The organism is Kribbella capetownensis, assembly GCF_004331485.1.
In the GTDB taxonomy this organism is placed as follows: Bacteria; Actinomycetota; Actinomycetes; order Propionibacteriales; family Kribbellaceae; genus Kribbella; species Kribbella capetownensis.
In genome coordinates, this window is sequence record NZ_SJKD01000007.1 from 325891 (window position 1) to 342606 (window position 16716).

Genomic DNA, 16716 nt, shown 5'->3' on the forward strand with positions numbered 1-16716 from the left:
GACAGTGCTGCTGTTCCTGACCGCCGTAGACGCCCGGACCGGTGTGGCCCGGGACCTCACCATCGACGCCGAGGACGACACCACCATCGGCGACCTGGCGGGAGCCCTGGCGAACAACTACGCCGGACCCACGCCCGACGCAGCGGACGCCTCCGTCCGGCTGCTGCGGAGCGCGCCGAGCATCACCGGCGAATCGGGTCCGGGGGCACCAGGTTTGTTCCTCCGCGGCGTACGCCTGCCGGACGACACCGTCCTGAAGTCCTCCGCGGTGCGGCACGGAGCAGTGATCGGCGTCGGCGGACCGGTCGCCGACCCCAGCATCGAGCCGGCCGGTGCGGTCGATCTGCGTTGCACCGGCGGCGAGGGATCCGGGCTCGTCCACCGCCTCAGCGTCGGCTCGTACCAACTCGGCCTGGAGCATTCGGCACTTCCGCTGGTCCCGGACTCTCCCGAGGTCGCCGTCTACCTCGACGTCGACGTGTACGGCGAAGTCCGGATCAGGCCTGCGGCGACCGACTTCGGCACCATCCCCGCACCGGAACGGCGGGTCCCACTGGACGGACCGATCATCGTCGGCGACCAGCTCCCGGAGCCGCCCAAGCGGCGCTGGTGGCAGCGCAAGAAGCAGTCGATGGAGAGCCTCAGCACGTCGCGGGACACGATCAGCCCGGAGGACCCGCTGCCGTACCTGCGCCTCGACCGCGAGCCGGTGACCGCCGAGGTCGGGTGGGAGCCCGGGATGGTGCTCGGCATCGGCCGGCAGTACTTCGAGCTCACCACGGTCACCGCACCGGACGCCTCCCTGGTGCCGTCGAGCGACGGCGCCACGATGGACTACAACCGGCCGCCGCGGCTGCTGCCCAAGGTCCGCAAGACGGAGTTCTCCCTGCCCGGGGTGCCACACCGGCCGGACAAGATGCCGATCCCGATCCTGGTGGTCTTCGCCCCACTGCTCATGAGTGGCGCGTCGTACCTGTTCACGCATTCGCCGTACACGCTGCTGTTCGCGGCGATGTCGCCGCTGATGATGATCGCGAACTTCACCAGTTCCCGGCGGATGCAGAAGACGCAGTACATCCGTCAGCTGGCCGAGTACCACGACCGCCTGCGCAAGGTGGAGCAGGACGCGTTCGACAGCCTGGTCGAGGAGCGCGGCGCCCGGCGCCGCGACTGCCCCGACCCGGCATCGCTGCTGCTGTTCGCGAACGGGCCGCGGGCGCGGCTCTGGGAGCGCCGGCCGCAGGACCCCGACTGGCTGGTGGTGCGGATCGGTACGGCCGACGTACCGAGCGCCGTGACCGTCAAGGATCCGTCCCGGATGCAGCACGAGGGACCGATGCACTGGACCGCTCCCGACGTACCGGCCGTCGTGCCGCTGGCCAAGACCGGTGTGGTCGGCATCGCCGGATCGGCCGACATGCGGCGGGCGGTGGCGCGATCGATCGTGATCCAGCTGGCCACCATGCACAGCCCGGCGAACCTGCGGATGGCGGTGATCACCACGCCGGGCCAGCGCGAGAACTGGACCTGGTCACCGTGGCTGCCGCACCTGCGCCGCCGCGACAGCACGCTTGGGCTCGCGTCGGTGGCGACCGACACCGAGACGGCCGGACGCCGGGTGAACGAGCTGCTGGCCGAGATCGAGCAGCGCAAGGCCCTGGAGGAGCAGCAGATCCCGTACGGCGACCAGATCGTCGTCGTTCTGGACGGTGCGAACGAGCTGCGCCGCAACGGCGGCGTCGTCACCTTGCTGCGGCAGGGACCCCGCTACGGAATCTTCCTGATCTGTCTCGACGAGGACCAGCGCCAACTCCCCGAGGAGTGCCGTGCGCTGGTGATCGGTACGACGGACGAGGTCAGCCTGGCCACCACCCAGGAGGCCACTCTGGAGGGCATCCAGCCCGACCTGGTGCCGATCAGCTGGTGCGACCGGCTGGCCCGCGCGCTGGCGCCGGTCCGCGACGCCACGGCCGACGGAGCCGCATCGTCGTTGCCGGATTCCTCCCGGCTGCTGGACGTCCTGCGGCTGAACGACCCGACCGGCGAGGACATCATCGGTCGCTGGGCGACCGGTGGCCGGACCACCCGTGCCGTGATCGGCGAGGGCATCGACGGGACCTTCAGCCTGGACATCCGCACCGACGGTCCGCACGGCCTGGTCGCCGGCACCACCGGTTCCGGTAAGTCCGAGCTGCTCCAGACCATCATCGCTTCGCTTGCCGTTGGCAACCGTCCGGACGAGTTCACCTTCGTCCTGGTGGACTACAAGGGTGGTGCGGCGTTCAAGGACTGCAAGCTGCTGCCGCACACCGTCGGTATGGTCACCGACCTCGACGGCCACCTGACCACCCGCGCGCTGGAGTCGCTCGGCGCCGAACTGCGCCGACGCGAGCATCAGCTCGCGGACGCCGACGCCAAGGACATCGACGACTACCTGGCCGCCAAGGAAGCCGGCGACGCGCCGATGCCGCGGCTGTTGCTGGTCATCGACGAGTTCGCCGCCATGGTGTCGGAGCTGCCCGACTTCGTCGACGGCCTGGTCGACATCGCCCGGCGAGGCCGGTCCCTCGGCGTCCACCTGATCCTGGCCACGCAGCGTCCGTCCGGCGTCGTCTCGGCCGAGATCAAGTCGAACACCAACCTGCGGATCGCGCTGCGGGTCACCGACCAGCAGGACTCGTCCGACGTCATCGACGCCTCCGACGCGGCGCACATCTCCAAGTCGACGCCGGGCCGCGCGCTGGCCCGCCTCGGCCACTCGTCCCTGATCCCGTTCCAGTCCGCCCGCGTCGGCGGCCGCCCCCGCGGCGAACAGGTCCGCAGCGACGTCAACGTCCAGGCGTTCGACGTCATGTCGGCGGCCCGGGGACAGGCGCTGGCCGTCGTCGACGACGAGGACGACATGAGTACGCCGACCGACCTGACCTCGCTGGTCCGCGCGATCGACAGTGCGACGAGCAAGCTGGCCATCCCACCGATCCCGTCGCCCTGGCTGCCGGCCCTGGGCGAGGAGATCACCTTGGACGACCTGGAACTGCCGAAGCGGGTCGAACGAGAGGTGCCGCCACTGCCGATCGGACTCGCCGACATCCCGCACCAGCAGAGCCAGCGCACCGAAACCTGGGATCTGCCGAAGTCGGGGCATCTGGTCATCGCGGGTGCCAACCGGATGGGGCGTTCGACGGCGCTGCGCTGCATCGCCGGTGCGGTCGGCAGGTTCTGCGATCCCCGCGACGTCCACCTGTTCGGCATCGACGCCGGCAACGGCGCGCTGCTGCCGATGCTATCGCTGCCGCACACCGGGGCCGTTGTCCAGCGCAACCAAGTCGACCGGATGTACCGGCTGCTCGGCCTGCTGAACGCGGAAGTCACGCGACGGCAGCAATTGCTTGCCCAGCAAGGGTTCGCGGACATCAACGAGCAGCGCAACGCTGTGGAACCCGCCGATCGGCTGCCCTACCTGGTCGTGCTGCTCGACCGGTTGGAGGGATATGTGGCCGCCTTCGAGTCTCTGGACGGCGGCGTACTCATCGACCAGGTCACCTCGCTGCTCCAGGAAGGCGCAGGCGTCGGCATCCGCGTCGTGGTCGCGTCGGACCGCAGCGGCGTGATGGGCCGGGTCTCCACTCTGATCGAGGACCGGATCATGCTCCGGATGCCGGACTCGGCCGACTTCGCCGTGATCGGCATGCGGAGCAAGGACGTACCCACCTCGATGCCGCCCGGTCGCGGCTTCCGCGCGGCGGAGCGCCCGCGGGAGGTGCAGCTCGCGTTGCTGGCCGAGGACCCAACGGGTGTCGCCCAGGTCGCGGCACTGCAACGGATCGGCCGCACAGCCACCGACGAGGCCGGTCAGCTGACCCTGGCGGAGCGGCCGATGCGGGTGGACGAACTGCCGCTCAGCATCAGCGTCCCGGCCGCACTCGAGCTGGCCGGGGACGAGCCGCTCGGCGAGAGCCAGGTGGCGGTCGGCGTCGGCGGCGACACGCTGGGGTTGCTGCGCTACGACCCCGCCCTCGACGGACCGGGCTTCATCGTGGCCGGGCCGCCGCGGTCGGGGAAGAGTTCGGCGCTGACGTTCATGGTCAAGGAGGCGACCCAACGCGGATGGCGGGTGATCTTGATCACACCACGCATCTCACCGCTGCGGTCGCCGCGGATCAAGCGCGGCGTCAACGCCCGCTTCACGGCCGACACCGATCCGGCCGAGATCGACAAGCTGCTGAAGTCGGTGTCGTCGCGCCACCTGGTGGTGCTGGACGACTTCGACGTACTGGGGCCGGACCACGCGATCTCGGACGTCGTCAACCAGCACTACGCCCGGCTGCGTGACACCGGCAACGCGGTGGTGGTCGCCTGCGGTCTCGACGAGGTCAGTGGCTACTACCGCGGTCTGACTTCGGAGGTGCGCAAGGGCCGGACCGGGTTGCTGCTGGCACCGCGCTCGTCCAGCGACGGCGATGTCATCAGCGTCCGGCTGCCGCGATCCGCGACGGCCGCCATGCCGGCCGGCCGGGGTGTGTTCGCCCGTCCCGGCGGCTGGGCCTGGACCCAGGTCCCCTTCGAGGAGTAGGCCGCAGGTCCGGGCCCTTGGTGGAACAGGGCCCGGACATGGATCGGTCCCGCTGCCCTGACAGGCAACGGGACCGACAGTCGCGCGACGTCAGCGCGGGGAGGTGACCTTCGGCAACTGCCGGTGCTGGCCCTCTTCCTTGGCGCCGATCTTGAAGTGCTCCTGCTGGAAGGCAACGTCGTTGCCCGCGGCAGCGAACGCCTGGCACATCTTCACCAGGCTCGACTTGAAGTCGACCCACGCGGTGTTGAAGTCCGTGGCGCCCTTCGAGGTCCACTCCTCGTTGGCCCGCGAGAGCGCGGTGTCCACGTCGCCGATGATCTGGTCGGACGAGTTCATGCTCGAGACCAGCTTGTCGTACAGGTTCTCGAGATCCTCGATGTTTGCCTTAGCCATGTCCCAACCTCCAAGTGTCCCGGTCCCCGCCCTGGAGACCTGCGGCCGATGAGCAGCACATTAGGACGACAGCGGGTCACCGGGGCACTCGGGGCTGCCCAGCGCCGGATTGGCCCCCTCGGCCAACTATTCTGATCGGCGCTGGTCACCCCTGGGAGGCGCGGAAATGGCAGACAAAGAGAACAACTTCTACAAGGACACGCTGCACACGTGCTACGTGACGACGATTCCGAACGCTCGGGACGCCGTCCACCACGGCCAGGGTCAGCCGGGCGACTCGATCTCCACGGCGATCTCCAGCGGCGGCTGGAAGTGCGCCAAGGCCACGGATTTCGTCACCGACTTCAGCGCCAAGGCCAAGCAGATCATGCCGGCCTTCGACGACGCCGTGACGACGGCCAAGTCCGCTCATGACAAGGAGCCGGACGAAGTACCCGCCAAGGACCCGCACGGGCTCGCCTGGCCGCGCACGTGGTCGATGCGCCACAAGATGATCTAGCTAGACGTATTCGTCCCGGCTCATGGTCGGGGCACGCACGGTGGTCATCGCCACCGCAATCTTGCCTTGACGGAGTCGGGAGGGCTTGGAACATGTCGGAGTCGGTCGAGATCGACAGCAAGAAACTGAAGGTCGCGTACGACGGCCTGGACACGCTGGTCACCACCGTGAAGGGCCAGGCGAAGATGGCCAGCGACAACACGCCGGTCTCGCTGCCCAGTCTCGAGGGCAGCACGTTCACCGGCTTGATGTCCTGGCTCGAGGACCAGAAGCCGGAGCTGAAGACCCGCCTGGACCTGGCCGTCCTGCTGGACACCAAGGGCACCGGGCACGTGACCTACTCGGTCGACAAGGACACGCTCGACAACACCAAGACGATGCTGGGCAACGCACTCGCCGACCGCGGCAAGGAGCTGATGCCCGGCGGCGATCCGAAGTTCGTCAAGGCGTACAACGAGATCCTGGCGTCGTACACCACCGACGGCAAAGTCATGTCGCCGATGTTCCAGAAGCTCGGCCCCGAGGGCACCCTGACGGTGCTGTCGAACGTCGGGCAGGCCAGCGTGCCGCCGATGTCGGAGGACGTCGAGGCCAAGAAGCGCCTGATGGACCTGTACCGCCAGGGTCTCGGCGCCGCCTCGAAGGAGCCCGGCTTCCCGCACGAGTCCTTCGCCGACGGCCTGGTCAAGGCCGCCACCAAGGACCCCGAGGACTACGTCGGCCGCGGTACGACGGGCTACGGCCTCACCTCGGCCCTCAGCGTGCTGATGTACAACGGCCACTTCAGCGACGCCTTCGCCACCGACCTGGCCACCGGTCTGGACAAGTACGAGCGCCTGGACCACAAGGGCACCGAGCACCTGTGGAGCGGCCGCCCCGACGCGATGGGCACCGACTTCCTCTGGGACCAGATGGTCCCCTACGAGGCCGGCAACATCACCGACGACCCGATGATCTCGATGAACTCGATGCTGGCCAACAGCCCGAACGCGGCTCTGGACTTCTACGACGACAACGAGCGGCAGAAGTACTACATCAAGGACCGCACCTGGCAGAACGACGGCTACCAGAGCCTCAGCCATGTCCTCGACGTCGCCACCACGGATCCCGACATCGTCAAGGGCCCGCACGCCAAGGACGCGGCCGAACTCGCCGGCGCCACGGTCAACCTGCTCAGCCAGCGTCGCGGCAGCGTCGAGGACATGCGGACGTTCATCGACGACATGCACGGTGACTCGGCGAAGAACTTCGCCCACATCCTCGGCACCTACATGGTCGGCGCCGACCAGGCGGTGAACGGGGGGACGTACGCGTACAAGGACGGCGTCGACCCGAGCCAGAGCACCAGCGTCACGATGGATGCCTTCGGCAACGTGGTGAACATCCCGCTGTTCGACAAGGATGCGCTGGCCAAGTTCGGCGTCGCCGCGATGAGCACGGAGGACGGCATGCTCGAGCTGCGCAACGCGACCAACCGCTACGAGTCGCAGAAGCTCGGTGGCCTGGCCAATCTCATCACCCACCCGAAGGACGGCGTCGACGGTGAAATGGCCCTGCAGAAGGGCATCAGCGAGAACGCGCACCTCGAGGGTCTGTTCCTGAAGGCGAACGGCGACGTCGCCATTGCCGAGGGCAAGGAGAAGGACGAGGCCATCGGCAAGTGGATCGACATGGGCGAGTCGGTCGTCGGCCTGGTGAAGATCCCCGGTGTCGAGGGCATGGCCGAGGGAACGGCGAAGGACATCGTCAACCTGGCCATCGACGAGGGCAAGTCGAGCGGTGTCGACACGCTCAAGGAGAAGCTCGCCCACTACGAGAAGGACGCGACGAAGAAGTCGAACGGCGATGTCGAGTCGGCGGTGGAGCAGCAGCAGTACAACACCGCTGTCTCGCTCTACGAGAGCGACCTGGCCAGTCATCCCGAGAAGCTCGAGAACTCGCCGCTGTTCAAGGACGGGCAGATGCTGAGCTACAACGAGTACAAGCAACTCAGCGACGGCGAGCAGTCCACGGTGCGCTCGAACCTGTACGGTGGGTTGAATGGAGTCGGTAACCACTGGGATCCGAACGAGTACAAAGAGGACCTCAAGAGTGATTTCCACGATTACTTCGGCTAGGAAGGTCGCGTTCGCGCTGGTCCTCGTCTGCGGTCTGTCGTTGCTGACGAGCTGCAAGGACGACGACGCCGATGCGTCGACGCCGGCACCGGTCGCGGGAATCGTGGAGGGTTCGGACCTGCCCGGCTCGCCGAGGCAGGAGAAGCTGGACGAGGACGGCATCCCGTTGAACGGGTGCCACCTCGACGGCTCGATGAGCCTTCAGGAGCGCGCGGACCACAAGCAGTCCGTCAAGTACACGCTCGGCGACACCGAGGTGAGCTCGTACCTCTACACGTACACCAACACCCGGAAGCTCAAGCAGGACTGGGACTTCCTGGTCAATGGCCAGAAGCGGTGCGTCGGCACGGGCGAGAAGGAACCGCAGGGCTCGTACAGCCTGCTGACGGATCTGCCCGCTGACACGACCGGGTACGACGCCATCCACCGCAGCGACAACCAGGTCGTCCACACCCAGCGCGCCTGGGCCCGCAAGGGCGACGGAACCGTCGTCTCCGTGATGGTCACCCGCACGGTCGACAAGGCGGGCGCCGAGCAGAGCCCGAGCCTGCCGGTCGATGCGAAGGCGCTGACGGTGAAGGCCGCCGCCGAATAGGACGCGTCCACCGATGTGAAGGGCCCGGCAGCTCAGGCTGCCGGGCCCTTCAGTTGTCTGATTCTGCTCATAGCCAACTCGTCATAATGCGGATGCGCTGTGACATGTCGCGTTTCTAGGCTCGTTCCGAGACATACTCGGGAGGCTTTGGAACGCATGCCGGAATCGGTCGAGATCGACAGCAAGAAACTGAAAGCGGCGTACGACGACCTGGACTCGCTGGTCAGGGTGGTGAAGGGCCGGGCCAAGGCGGCGCGCAACGAGACGCCGATCCCGCTGCCCAGCCTGGACGGGGACTTCAACGGGCTGGTGTCCTGGCTCGAGGACCAGAAGCCGGAGCTGAAGACCCGGCTGGACCTGGCCGTCCTGCTGGACACCAAGGGCACGGGACACGCGACGTACCAGGTCGACCAGGACACGCTGGACAACACCAAGACGCTGCTCGGCGACGCCCTGGCCGAGCGCGGCATGGACCTGCACGCTGGCGGCGACGCGAAGCAGGTGCGGGCCTACAACGAGATCCTGGCGACGTACGCCGGCGACGGCAAGGTCATGTCGCCGATGTTCCAGAAGCTCGGGCCGGAGAACACGCTGAGGGTCCTGTCGAACGTCGGCCAGGCCAGCGTGCCGCCGATGTCGGAGGACGTCGAGGCCAAGAAGCGCCTGATGGACCTGTACCGCCAGGGTCTCGGCGCCGCCTCGAAGGAGCCCGGCTTCCCGCACGAGTCCTTCGCCGACGGCCTGGTCAAGGCCGCCACCAAGGACCCCGAGGACTACGTCGGCCGCGGCACGACGGGCTACGGCCTCACCTCGGCCCTCAGCGTCCTGATGTACAACGCGCACTTCAGCGACAGCTTCGCCAAGGATCTCGCGCTCGGCCTGGACAAGTACGAACGGGTCGACCACAAGGGCCAGGACCACCTGTGGACCAACCGCCCCGACGCTATGGGCACCGACTTCCTCTGGGACCAGATGCTCCCGTCCGACGCCGCCCCCCAGGCAACCACCGACCCACTCATCGCAATGAACACCATGCTGGCGAACAGCCCTGAGGCAGCGCTCGACTTCTTCGACGACAACGAGCGGCAGAAGTACTACATCAAGGACCGCAGCTGGCAGGGCGACGGCTACCAGAGCCTCAGCCACGTCCTCGACGTCGCCAGCACCGACCCCGACATCATCAAGGGTCCGCACGCCAAGGACGCCGCCGAGCTCGCCGGCGCGACCGTCAACCTGCTCTCGCAGCGTCGCGGCAGCCTCACGGACATGAGCACGCTGATAGAGGACATGCGTGGCGACTCGGCGAAGAACTTCGCCCACATCCTCGGCACCTACATGGTCGGCGCCGACGTGGTGGTGAACGGTCTGGGCGGCATCGACGACGCCAAGGCCGGGGACGACCTGAGCGAGGCGGCAGACATCCCCTTGGACGCCTTCGGCAAGGTCGGCAACATCCCGTTGTTCGACAAGGCCGCGCTCGCCAAGTTCGGCGTGCTCGCCGTGAGCTCCGAGGACGGCATGCTCGAGCTGCGGAACGCGACGAATCGCTACGAGTCGCAGAAGCTCAGCAGCCTCGCGAACCTGATCAAGCACCCGCGTGACGGGTTCGATGCCAGGGAGGCCCTGCACGGAGCCATCGGCGAAAACGCGCACCTGGACGGCTTCTTCCTGAAAGCCAACGGCGACATGGCCATCGCCGAGGGCAAGGAGAAGGACGAGGCCGTCGGCAAGTGGATCGACATGGGCGAGACAGCGGTCGGCATGATCCCGGTCCCCGGCGTCGACAAGATGGCGGAAGGCGTCGGCAAGGAGATGATCAACATGGCCGTCGACGACGGCAAGTCAGCAGGTGTCGACGGCCTCAAGGAGAAGCTGGCGCACTACGAGAAGAACGCCGTCAAGAAGTCGAACAACGATGTCGACGACGCCGTCAGGCAGCAGCAGTTCCTGACGGCGACAACCCTCTACGAGAACGGCCTGGCGAACCACCCTGACCAGGTCGAGAAAAGCCCGCTGTTCAAGGATGGCCAGATGCTGACGTACGCCCAGTTCAGGCAACTCCATGACGCCCCGCAGGCCGAGGCCTTGGGGACTCTCTACGGTGGTCGTCAGGGAGTCGGCAACTACTGGGACGCGAATGACTACAAAGAAAGCCTCAAGAATGAGTTCGGTGACTACTTCGGGTAGAGCGCTCGCTCTGACGTTGGCTGTTGCCGGCGGGCTCACATCCTTGACCGCTTGCACAGACGACGACGCCGGGCCGCCGGCGCCGATTGCGGGCATCGTCGAGGCGGCAGACCTGCCTGGCTCGCCGGAGCAGGAACCGCTGGAAGACGACATCGTCGCGGCCAACGGTTGCACGCTCGGCGGCCCGAACCACCTGCAGGACAACGCGGATCACACCCATTTCGTCCAGTACACGCTGGGCGACACGGTGGTGAGGTCCTATCTCTACACCTACACCGTGCCTGCTGATTCGACCAAGGACTACGATTTCCTGGCCAATGGCAACAAACGCTGCGTCGGGCAGATGGCACCGCCGCCGGCGGGCGAGTACCACTTGCTCAAGGGCCTGCCTGCGACCATGACCGGCTGGGACGCCATTTCGCGTCGCGACTCCGAGGTCGTCCACTCCCAGCGTGTCTGGGCCAGACGCGACAAGGACACCATCGTCTCCGTCCTCGTCACCCGCACCGTCGACAAGGCCGGCGCCGAGCAGAGCCCGAGCCTCCCGGTCGATGCCATGGCCCTCGCGACGAAGGTCGCGGCCGAGTAGGGGTGACCGGGGAGTCCTCGGAGCGATAGGGTCGGTGCCTTCAGTCGACTGGGGTAACGAGTACTGGGGACATCCATGCGCAGGGCTGCAGGCTCGGTGATGCTCTTGGCCTGCGGGGCGATGTTGACGGCTTGTGGGCATGAACAAGCAGCACCGCCGCCGCTGGGACCGCCTGCGTCGATCGCGGGTCTGGTGAAGTCGAGTGATCTGCCGGGTGCGCCGCAGCAGGAACCTCTGGACGCGGATGGGGTTCCGCCGAACGGGTGCACGCTGGGTGGGGCGATGGGGCTTCAGGAGCATGCGGATCAGGCGCAGTTCGTCCAGTACGCCCTGGGCGGCGGGACCGTGGTGAAGTCGTTCGTCTACACCTACCAGGACGCGGCGTTGTTGACCAAGGACTGGAATCTCCTTGTCAGCGGCAACAAGAACTGCGTCGGCCGGATGACCGGTCCCCCGAACGGCGGCTACGGCCTGCTGGAGGACCTCCCGGCGACCCTGACGGGCTACGAGACCTTCCTGCGCACAACGACGCAGGTCACCCACTCAGAGCGCGCCTGGTCCCGCCGAGGCACCGACAGCATCGTCTCCGTCCTCGTCACCCACACCACCACCGACCTCGCCGCCGACCCGGTCGAAGCCCTCCCCGCCGACGCCAAGGCCCTCACCCAGAAGGCGGCCGCCGAGTAGACAGCAAAAGACCCGGCTCGGTGCCACCGAGCCGGGTCCCGTTGCCTGGATCAACGAGCGACGGCCTGAACCTCCAGCACGCCGATGTTGGTGGTGTTGCTCTGCGGCGCCGGCTGCTGCGGGATCGCGCCCATGTTGGTGCCCTGGTACGACCAGGTCGCGTGCCATGTGGTGGTCGCCGTGACCGGTGTTGTCCCGCCGAGCGGGCTGGCCTTGGTGAACTGGATCGTGCACGGGTTGGACGCGCCCGGGGCGTACGGCGTACCCGGGCCGTTGCACGTGGTCGATCCGGCGCTCGGGGCCGACACGGTCAGGCTGGACAGCGCGGCGTCGACGCGGGCGGTCAGCGCACCTGCGGCGCTGTTCGCGGTCGCCTCGACGTACAGGTCCTTCTGCTGGTCCTTCAGCCAGACCCAGGTGTCCATGTTGACCAGCGTGGACGCGTCGCCGGCCCGCTTCGGGTTCCAGTCGAGCACCGGCTCGGGGATCGTCATCTCATCGGCGGCGACGTCGCGCAGCAGCTCCGGCGGAACCGGCGGCGCCGGCGGGGCCTGGCCGGCCGGGACGTAGACCGACTTGTGAGCGGCGAACCACTTGTCGGCGTACTCGAAGAACGAATCCAGGTCGTCGCCGAACGTCTCCGAGGAACACGAGCCGCCGTACCAGTGGCCCTTGTCGTCGTCCTTGTGCTGCTCGTATCCCGGGTACGGCGTGAAGGGTCCGTCGAGGTCACCACCGGTGTGATGCCAGTCTGCGTTGGCCTTCCCGCTGCTGACCCACTCGTAGTACTCCTTGCCGGTCATCCCGGGCGACATGTAGCACGGCGAGGGCACCGACACGGTCCGCGAGGCGGCGTGCCCGGCGCTCCCGCCCTTGACCCCGGTCCCCGTCACCGTGACGGTGATGGTCCCGCCCTCGGTGTGCGTCGTCGTCGGCGTGTGGCCGTACGCGAAGGCCGTGACCGGCGCGGCCAGGGCGAATCCCGCACCGCATCCGGCGATCGCGATCAGTGTGCGTAGCCTCAACATGATCCCTCACTCAGCGTGTATTCGGTGACTCTCCAGGTGCCGCCGGTCGCGGAGACGGTCGCGCGGGCCAGCATGGTCGGCATCTGTTGGACAGTGGCATCGACGTACTTGGTTCCGTCCGGCCGGATCATCACGACCTTGCGTTGGTCGAAGCACCCCTCGACCACCGCGGTGCTGGCACCTGCCTCGGCCTTGACGACCCGGACCACCAACGTGCCGCCGCCGCGTTCCTTCTTCTGCCGCTGTGTCTTGAGCAGGTCGCCCAGGGTCTTGACCACGGCCGGCGACGCCGTCGTGGACAGATCCGACGGCGCATTCTTCCCGCCCGCCATCGCCCCGAACGCCGCGTGCAGCTTGAGGAACTTGGTGACCGCGGGCTCCGTCTTGGCGTTGATCGTGGCGGATCGGCGCAGTACGAGAGTGAGGTCTCGGTACTTCGCCGACGCCTGCGTCGGTGCACTGGTCGGCTTCGACGCCGGAGCGGTGGGCGTCCCGGACGGGGTCGCCGTCGGCGTCGTGCTGGCCGGTGCGGTTTCGGTGACGGTCGGCAGGCCGCTGGTGTCGTCTCCGCCTCCACAGGCTGCCGGGAGCACCGCGAGCGGGGCCAGCAGCAGTACGGCCAGACGCGAGCGGACCACAGAAACCTCCGTCGATAGGCACAGAGCCGGGAACACGGTACCCGCTCAACGGTTCACCACGACGTGGGGGTTCAGCGGGCCGAACAGCCTCAGCGGTTGGGGACCTGGACCTCGATGACGCGGATGTTGGTGGTGCCGGGGGCCGGGTCGAGTTGTTCGGGGGTGTCGCCCCGGGGACCGCCGGGGTTGGAGGACCAGGTGGTGTGCCAGTTGGTCTTCGCGGTCACGGGGCTGGTGCCACCGCCGGCACTGGCCTGGTGGAAGGTGATGGCGCACTGGCCGGTGGCGCCGGGCGCGTACGGTACGCCGGCGTTCGGGCACGTGACGGTGTCGGCGTTCGGGGCCGAGACGGTCATGCCGGTCAGGTCCGCGTCCACTCGGGCCGAGATCCGGCCGACCATCGAGTTGACCGAGGCCTCGACGTAGTAGTTGGTGGTGCGGTCCGCGAGCCAGACCCAGGTGTCGAGGTTGACGAGGGTCGCGGCATCGCCGCTGTGCTTCGGGTTCCAGTCCAGCCGCGGTGCCGGCACGGTCAGGGCGTCGAAGGCGACGTTGCGCAGGATCTCCGGCGGCACCGGCGGGATCGGGGGCGTGCCACCGGCCGGTACGTAGACGCCGCGGTGCTCGGCGAACCAGGCGTCGGAGTACTTGAAGAAGGCGTCCAGGTCGTCACCGAAGGACTCCGACGAGCACATGCCGCCGTACCAGTGGCCCTTGTCGTCGTCCTTGTACTTCTCGTACCCCGGGTACGGATCGATCGTGTCACCGTTGGGTCCGCGGCCCATGGTGCCGCCGTTCTTGACCCATTCGTAGTAACCCTTGCCGGTCAGGCTCTGGATGTACGTGCACGGGACCGGCGTCGACACCGTCTGTGTCCCGCCCTGTCCGCCCGAACCACTACGGACCCCGGTCCCGGTGATCGTGATGCTGATGGTGTTGCCGCCGGCACCCGGTGTCGGCGTCGTGCGGTCGGCGAAGGCCGGCTGCGCCGCGGTCGCCACGCCCGCCACTCCGAGTGCGGTCAGGATCGCCAGTCGTCGGATCAACATGGTTCCGCCTTGAGGTTGTACTCGGTCACCTTCCAGACACCGGCGATGTTGCCCAGGATCACGCTCGCGCTGAGCTTGGGATCCTTCTTGGCGCCAGGTCCCATGTACGTCGTCCCGTTGGCCCGGACCAGCAGCGACTTCGACTGGTCGTAGCAGGTGTCCAATGCTGCGGCGGCAGCGCTCGTCCTGACCACCTTGGTGGTGACAGTGATCGCGCCACCGGCGCGCACCTTCTGGGTCTTCTGGCTCTGCAGGATGCTCCGGATGTCCTGCAGCGCGGCAGCCGCGCCCCAGGTCGCCAGGGCCGGATCCTCGACGTTCGTCGCCTGGGTCTTGTGCGAGGCACGCTCGAAGGCGTCGTACGCCTGCAGCGCCTGGGCGGCGGCGGCCGGCGGGGCCGGCTTGTGGTTGATGACGAGGGTCAGTGCACCGTACTTCTGGGTGCTGGTGGTCGGCACCGGCGTGGGCGTCGCAGCCGAGGCCGGTGTCGTGGCCGGGGTACTGCTCGAGGGACCGCTCGAATCCGCGCCCGCCTCCGGCAGGCCACCTGTGTCGTCCGATCCACCACAGGCTGCGGGCAGCACCATCATCGGCACCAGCAGCAGGGCAGCAAGCCGTGCGCGAACCACAGACACCTCCGACTATCCGGTCGCTCCGGACACCTTACCGTCGGAGAGGGCCAGCTCACTCGCCGATGCGGTCGATCACCAGTGGGGGCCGGTCGTACGACGCTGCGACCTCGATCGCGTCCGTCAGGGACTCGAGGGCGCGGTCGAAGCGGGTCGGGTCGTCGGTGTGGAGGGTGAGGAGCGGCTGCCCCTCGGTCACCTGGTCGCCGGGTTTGGCGTGGAGTTCGACACCGGCGACCGGGGAGACGGGGTCCTCCTTGCGGGCGCGGCCGGCACCGAGGCGCCACGCGGCCACGCCGATGCCGAGGGCATCGAGTTTGGACAGTACGCCGGTGGCCGGAGCCGGTACGACGTGTTGCTCGGGGGCGACCGGGAGTACGGCGGACGGGTCGCCGCCCTGGGCCGCGATCATCGTGCGCCAGACGTCCATCGCCGTACCGTCGCGGAGCTTCTCGGCCGGGTCCACGTCCGTGACGCCGGCCGCCGCGAGCATCTCGGCCGCCAGCGCGATCGTCAGCTCGACCACGTCCGATGGTCCGCCACCGGCGAGGACCTCGACGGACTCGCGGACCTCCAGCGCGTTGCCCGCGGTCAATCCGAGCGGCACCGACATGTCGGTGATCAGGGCAACGGTCCTCACACCGGCGTCCGTGCCCAGGGCAACCATGGTCTCGGCCAGCTCGCGGGCGTCGGCGAGCTCTTTCATGAAAGCACCGGAGCCGACCTTCACGTCCAGCACCAACGCACCGGTGCCTTCGGCGATCTTCTTGCTCATGATCGAGCTGGCGATCAGCGGGATCGCCTCCACCGTGCCGGTCACGTCCCGCAGCGCATACAGCTTCTTGTCCGCGGGCGCGAGGCCGTCTCCGGCGGCGCAGATCACCGCACCGACCTCGTCCAGCTGGCGCATCAGTTCGTCGTTCGACAGGGCCGCACGCCAGCCCGGGATGGACTCGAGCTTGTCCAGGGTGCCGCCGGTGTGGCCGAGGCCACGGCCGGACAGCTGCGGTACGGCGACGCCACACGCGGCCACGACAGGTGCCAGCGGCAACGTGATCTTGTCGCCCACGCCACCGGTCGAGTGCTTGTCCGCGGTCGGCCGGGAGAGTTTGGCGAAGTCCATCCGCTCGCCGGAGGCGATCATCGCGGCGGTCCAGCGGGCGATCTCGCGGCGGTTCATGCCGTTCAGCAGGATCGCCATCGCCAGCGCCGACATCTGCTCGTCCGCGACGTCGCCCCGGGTGTAGGCGTCGATCACCCAGTCGATCTGGCCGTCGCTCAGCTCGCCCTTGTCCCGCTTGGTGCGGATGACATCCACCGCGTCGAAGCTCACTACTTCTCCAGGTCCTCGGGCCCGAACGCGTCGGGCAACAGCTCACGCAGCGGCCGCGGCCCGGTCGGCGTCTCCAGCAACAGGTCGGGCCCGCCGTTCTCGTGCAGCAACTGGCGGCACCGTCCGCACGGCGTCAGCAGGTCGCCGTGCTGGTCCACGCAGGTGAACGCGACCAGCCGGCCGCCGCCGGTGCGGTGCAGCTCGGACACCAGCCCGCATTCGGCGCACAGGGCCAGTCCGTACGACGCGTTCTCGACGTTGCACCCGGCAACGATGCGCCCGTCGTCGACGTACGCCGCCGCTCCGACCGCGAAGCCGGAGTACGGCGCATAGGCACGGCCCATCACCTCGACAGCGATCGCCCGCAGCGCCGGCCAGTCGACATCCCCCGGCACG

At 68.1% G+C, this 16716-nt stretch carries 14 protein-coding genes; 7 read left to right on the top strand and 7 right to left on the bottom strand.

Features of this window, described 5'->3' with window-relative positions:
• The first annotated feature begins 4 nt into the window (after nucleotides 1-4).
• Nucleotides 5-4573, top strand: coding sequence for an FtsK/SpoIIIE domain-containing protein (locus E0H75_RS29595; protein WP_131516965.1), 4569 nt, complete (start codon nucleotides 5-7; stop codon nucleotides 4571-4573).
• 90 nt (nucleotides 4574-4663) lie between these two features.
• Here the strand turns inward: E0H75_RS29595 and E0H75_RS29600 are convergent, their stop codons facing one another.
• The gene (locus E0H75_RS29600; RefSeq protein WP_131516966.1) at nucleotides 4664-4969 is read right to left on the bottom strand and encodes a hypothetical protein; all 306 of its coding nucleotides are present in this window, start codon (nucleotides 4967-4969) and stop codon (nucleotides 4664-4666) included.
• Between the two features lie 166 nt (nucleotides 4970-5135).
• On the opposite strand from E0H75_RS29600, the gene E0H75_RS29605 reads away from it, so the two are divergent.
• From E0H75_RS29605 to E0H75_RS29630, 6 genes are all read left to right on the top strand, one after another.
• Entirely contained in the window at nucleotides 5136-5468 is a 333-nt protein-coding gene (locus tag E0H75_RS29605; RefSeq protein WP_131516967.1) for a hypothetical protein, read from the top strand.
• Nucleotides 5469-5560: 92 nt separating this feature from the next.
• Nucleotides 5561-7585, top strand: coding sequence for a hypothetical protein (locus tag E0H75_RS29610; protein WP_131516968.1), 2025 nt, complete (start codon nucleotides 5561-5563; stop codon nucleotides 7583-7585).
• Nucleotides 7560-8180 carry a hypothetical protein gene (locus E0H75_RS29615; RefSeq protein ID WP_131516969.1) on the top strand — a complete coding sequence of 207 codons (621 nt, stop codon included), beginning with the start codon at nucleotides 7560-7562 and terminating at the stop codon, nucleotides 8178-8180. Before E0H75_RS29610 ends, E0H75_RS29615 begins: the two co-directional genes overlap by 26 nt.
• A 156-nt stretch (nucleotides 8181-8336) precedes the next feature.
• Nucleotides 8337-10367: a DUF6571 family protein gene (locus tag E0H75_RS29620; RefSeq protein WP_131516970.1), complete on the top strand. Its 2031-nt coding sequence runs from the start codon at nucleotides 8337-8339 to the stop codon at nucleotides 10365-10367.
• A 16-nt stretch (nucleotides 10368-10383) separates the two neighbouring features.
• Entirely contained in the window at nucleotides 10384-10956 is a 573-nt protein-coding gene (locus E0H75_RS29625) for a hypothetical protein (RefSeq protein ID WP_131516971.1), read from the top strand.
• Between the two features lie 75 nt (nucleotides 10957-11031).
• Nucleotides 11032-11643 (top strand): hypothetical protein, encoded by a 612-nt coding sequence (locus E0H75_RS29630; protein WP_131516972.1) that lies wholly within the window; start codon nucleotides 11032-11034, stop codon nucleotides 11641-11643.
• A gap of 50 nt (nucleotides 11644-11693) precedes the next feature.
• Here E0H75_RS29630 and E0H75_RS29635 read toward each other — a convergent pair whose 3' ends face one another.
• The 6 genes from E0H75_RS29635 to E0H75_RS29660 all read right to left on the bottom strand — a co-directional run bounded on the left by E0H75_RS29635 (nucleotide 11694) and on the right by E0H75_RS29660 (nucleotide 16715).
• Nucleotides 11694-12671, bottom strand: coding sequence for a hypothetical protein (locus E0H75_RS29635; RefSeq protein WP_131516973.1), 978 nt, complete (start codon nucleotides 12669-12671; stop codon nucleotides 11694-11696).
• Nucleotides 12665-13309, bottom strand: coding sequence for a hypothetical protein (locus E0H75_RS29640; RefSeq protein ID WP_131516974.1), 645 nt, complete (start codon nucleotides 13307-13309; stop codon nucleotides 12665-12667). Before E0H75_RS29640 ends, E0H75_RS29635 begins: the two co-directional genes overlap by 7 nt.
• An 89-nt stretch (nucleotides 13310-13398) precedes the next feature.
• Complete coding sequence (locus E0H75_RS29645; protein ID WP_131516975.1) at nucleotides 13399-14358, bottom strand: hypothetical protein; 960 nt, start codon at nucleotides 14356-14358, stop codon at nucleotides 13399-13401.
• Nucleotides 14352-14987 carry a hypothetical protein gene (locus E0H75_RS29650; protein WP_131516976.1) on the bottom strand — a complete coding sequence of 212 codons (636 nt, stop codon included), beginning with the start codon at nucleotides 14985-14987 and terminating at the stop codon, nucleotides 14352-14354. Before E0H75_RS29650 ends, E0H75_RS29645 begins: the two co-directional genes overlap by 7 nt.
• A gap of 55 nt (nucleotides 14988-15042) precedes the next feature.
• A complete protein-coding gene (locus tag E0H75_RS29655; RefSeq protein ID WP_202873230.1) occupies nucleotides 15043-16320 on the bottom strand; it encodes a thymidine phosphorylase in 1278 nt (425 codons plus the stop codon).
• Nucleotides 16320-16715 carry a cytidine deaminase gene (locus E0H75_RS29660; RefSeq protein WP_131516977.1) on the bottom strand — a complete coding sequence of 132 codons (396 nt, stop codon included), beginning with the start codon at nucleotides 16713-16715 and terminating at the stop codon, nucleotides 16320-16322. The genes E0H75_RS29655 and E0H75_RS29660 overlap by 1 nt, the downstream gene beginning before the upstream one ends.
• Between the last annotated feature and the right edge of the window lies 1 nt (nucleotide 16716).

Excerpts from the sequence above, each read along its gene's own strand:
- E0H75_RS29600 (WP_131516966.1), bottom strand. The coding sequence starts at position 4,969 with ATGGCTAAGGCAAACATCGAGGATCTCGAGAACCTGTACGACAAGCTG.
- E0H75_RS29605 (WP_131516967.1), top strand. The coding sequence starts at position 5,136 with ATGGCAGACAAAGAGAACAACTTCTACAAGGACACGCTGCACACGTGC.
- E0H75_RS29610 (WP_131516968.1), top strand. The coding sequence starts at position 5,561 with ATGTCGGAGTCGGTCGAGATCGACAGCAAGAAACTGAAGGTCGCGTAC.
- E0H75_RS29620 (WP_131516970.1), top strand. The coding sequence starts at position 8,337 with ATGCCGGAATCGGTCGAGATCGACAGCAAGAAACTGAAAGCGGCGTAC.
- E0H75_RS29630 (WP_131516972.1), top strand. The coding sequence starts at position 11,032 with ATGCGCAGGGCTGCAGGCTCGGTGATGCTCTTGGCCTGCGGGGCGATG.
- E0H75_RS29635 (WP_131516973.1), bottom strand. The coding sequence starts at position 12,671 with ATGTTGAGGCTACGCACACTGATCGCGATCGCCGGATGCGGTGCGGGA.
- E0H75_RS29645 (WP_131516975.1), bottom strand. The coding sequence starts at position 14,358 with ATGTTGATCCGACGACTGGCGATCCTGACCGCACTCGGAGTGGCGGGC.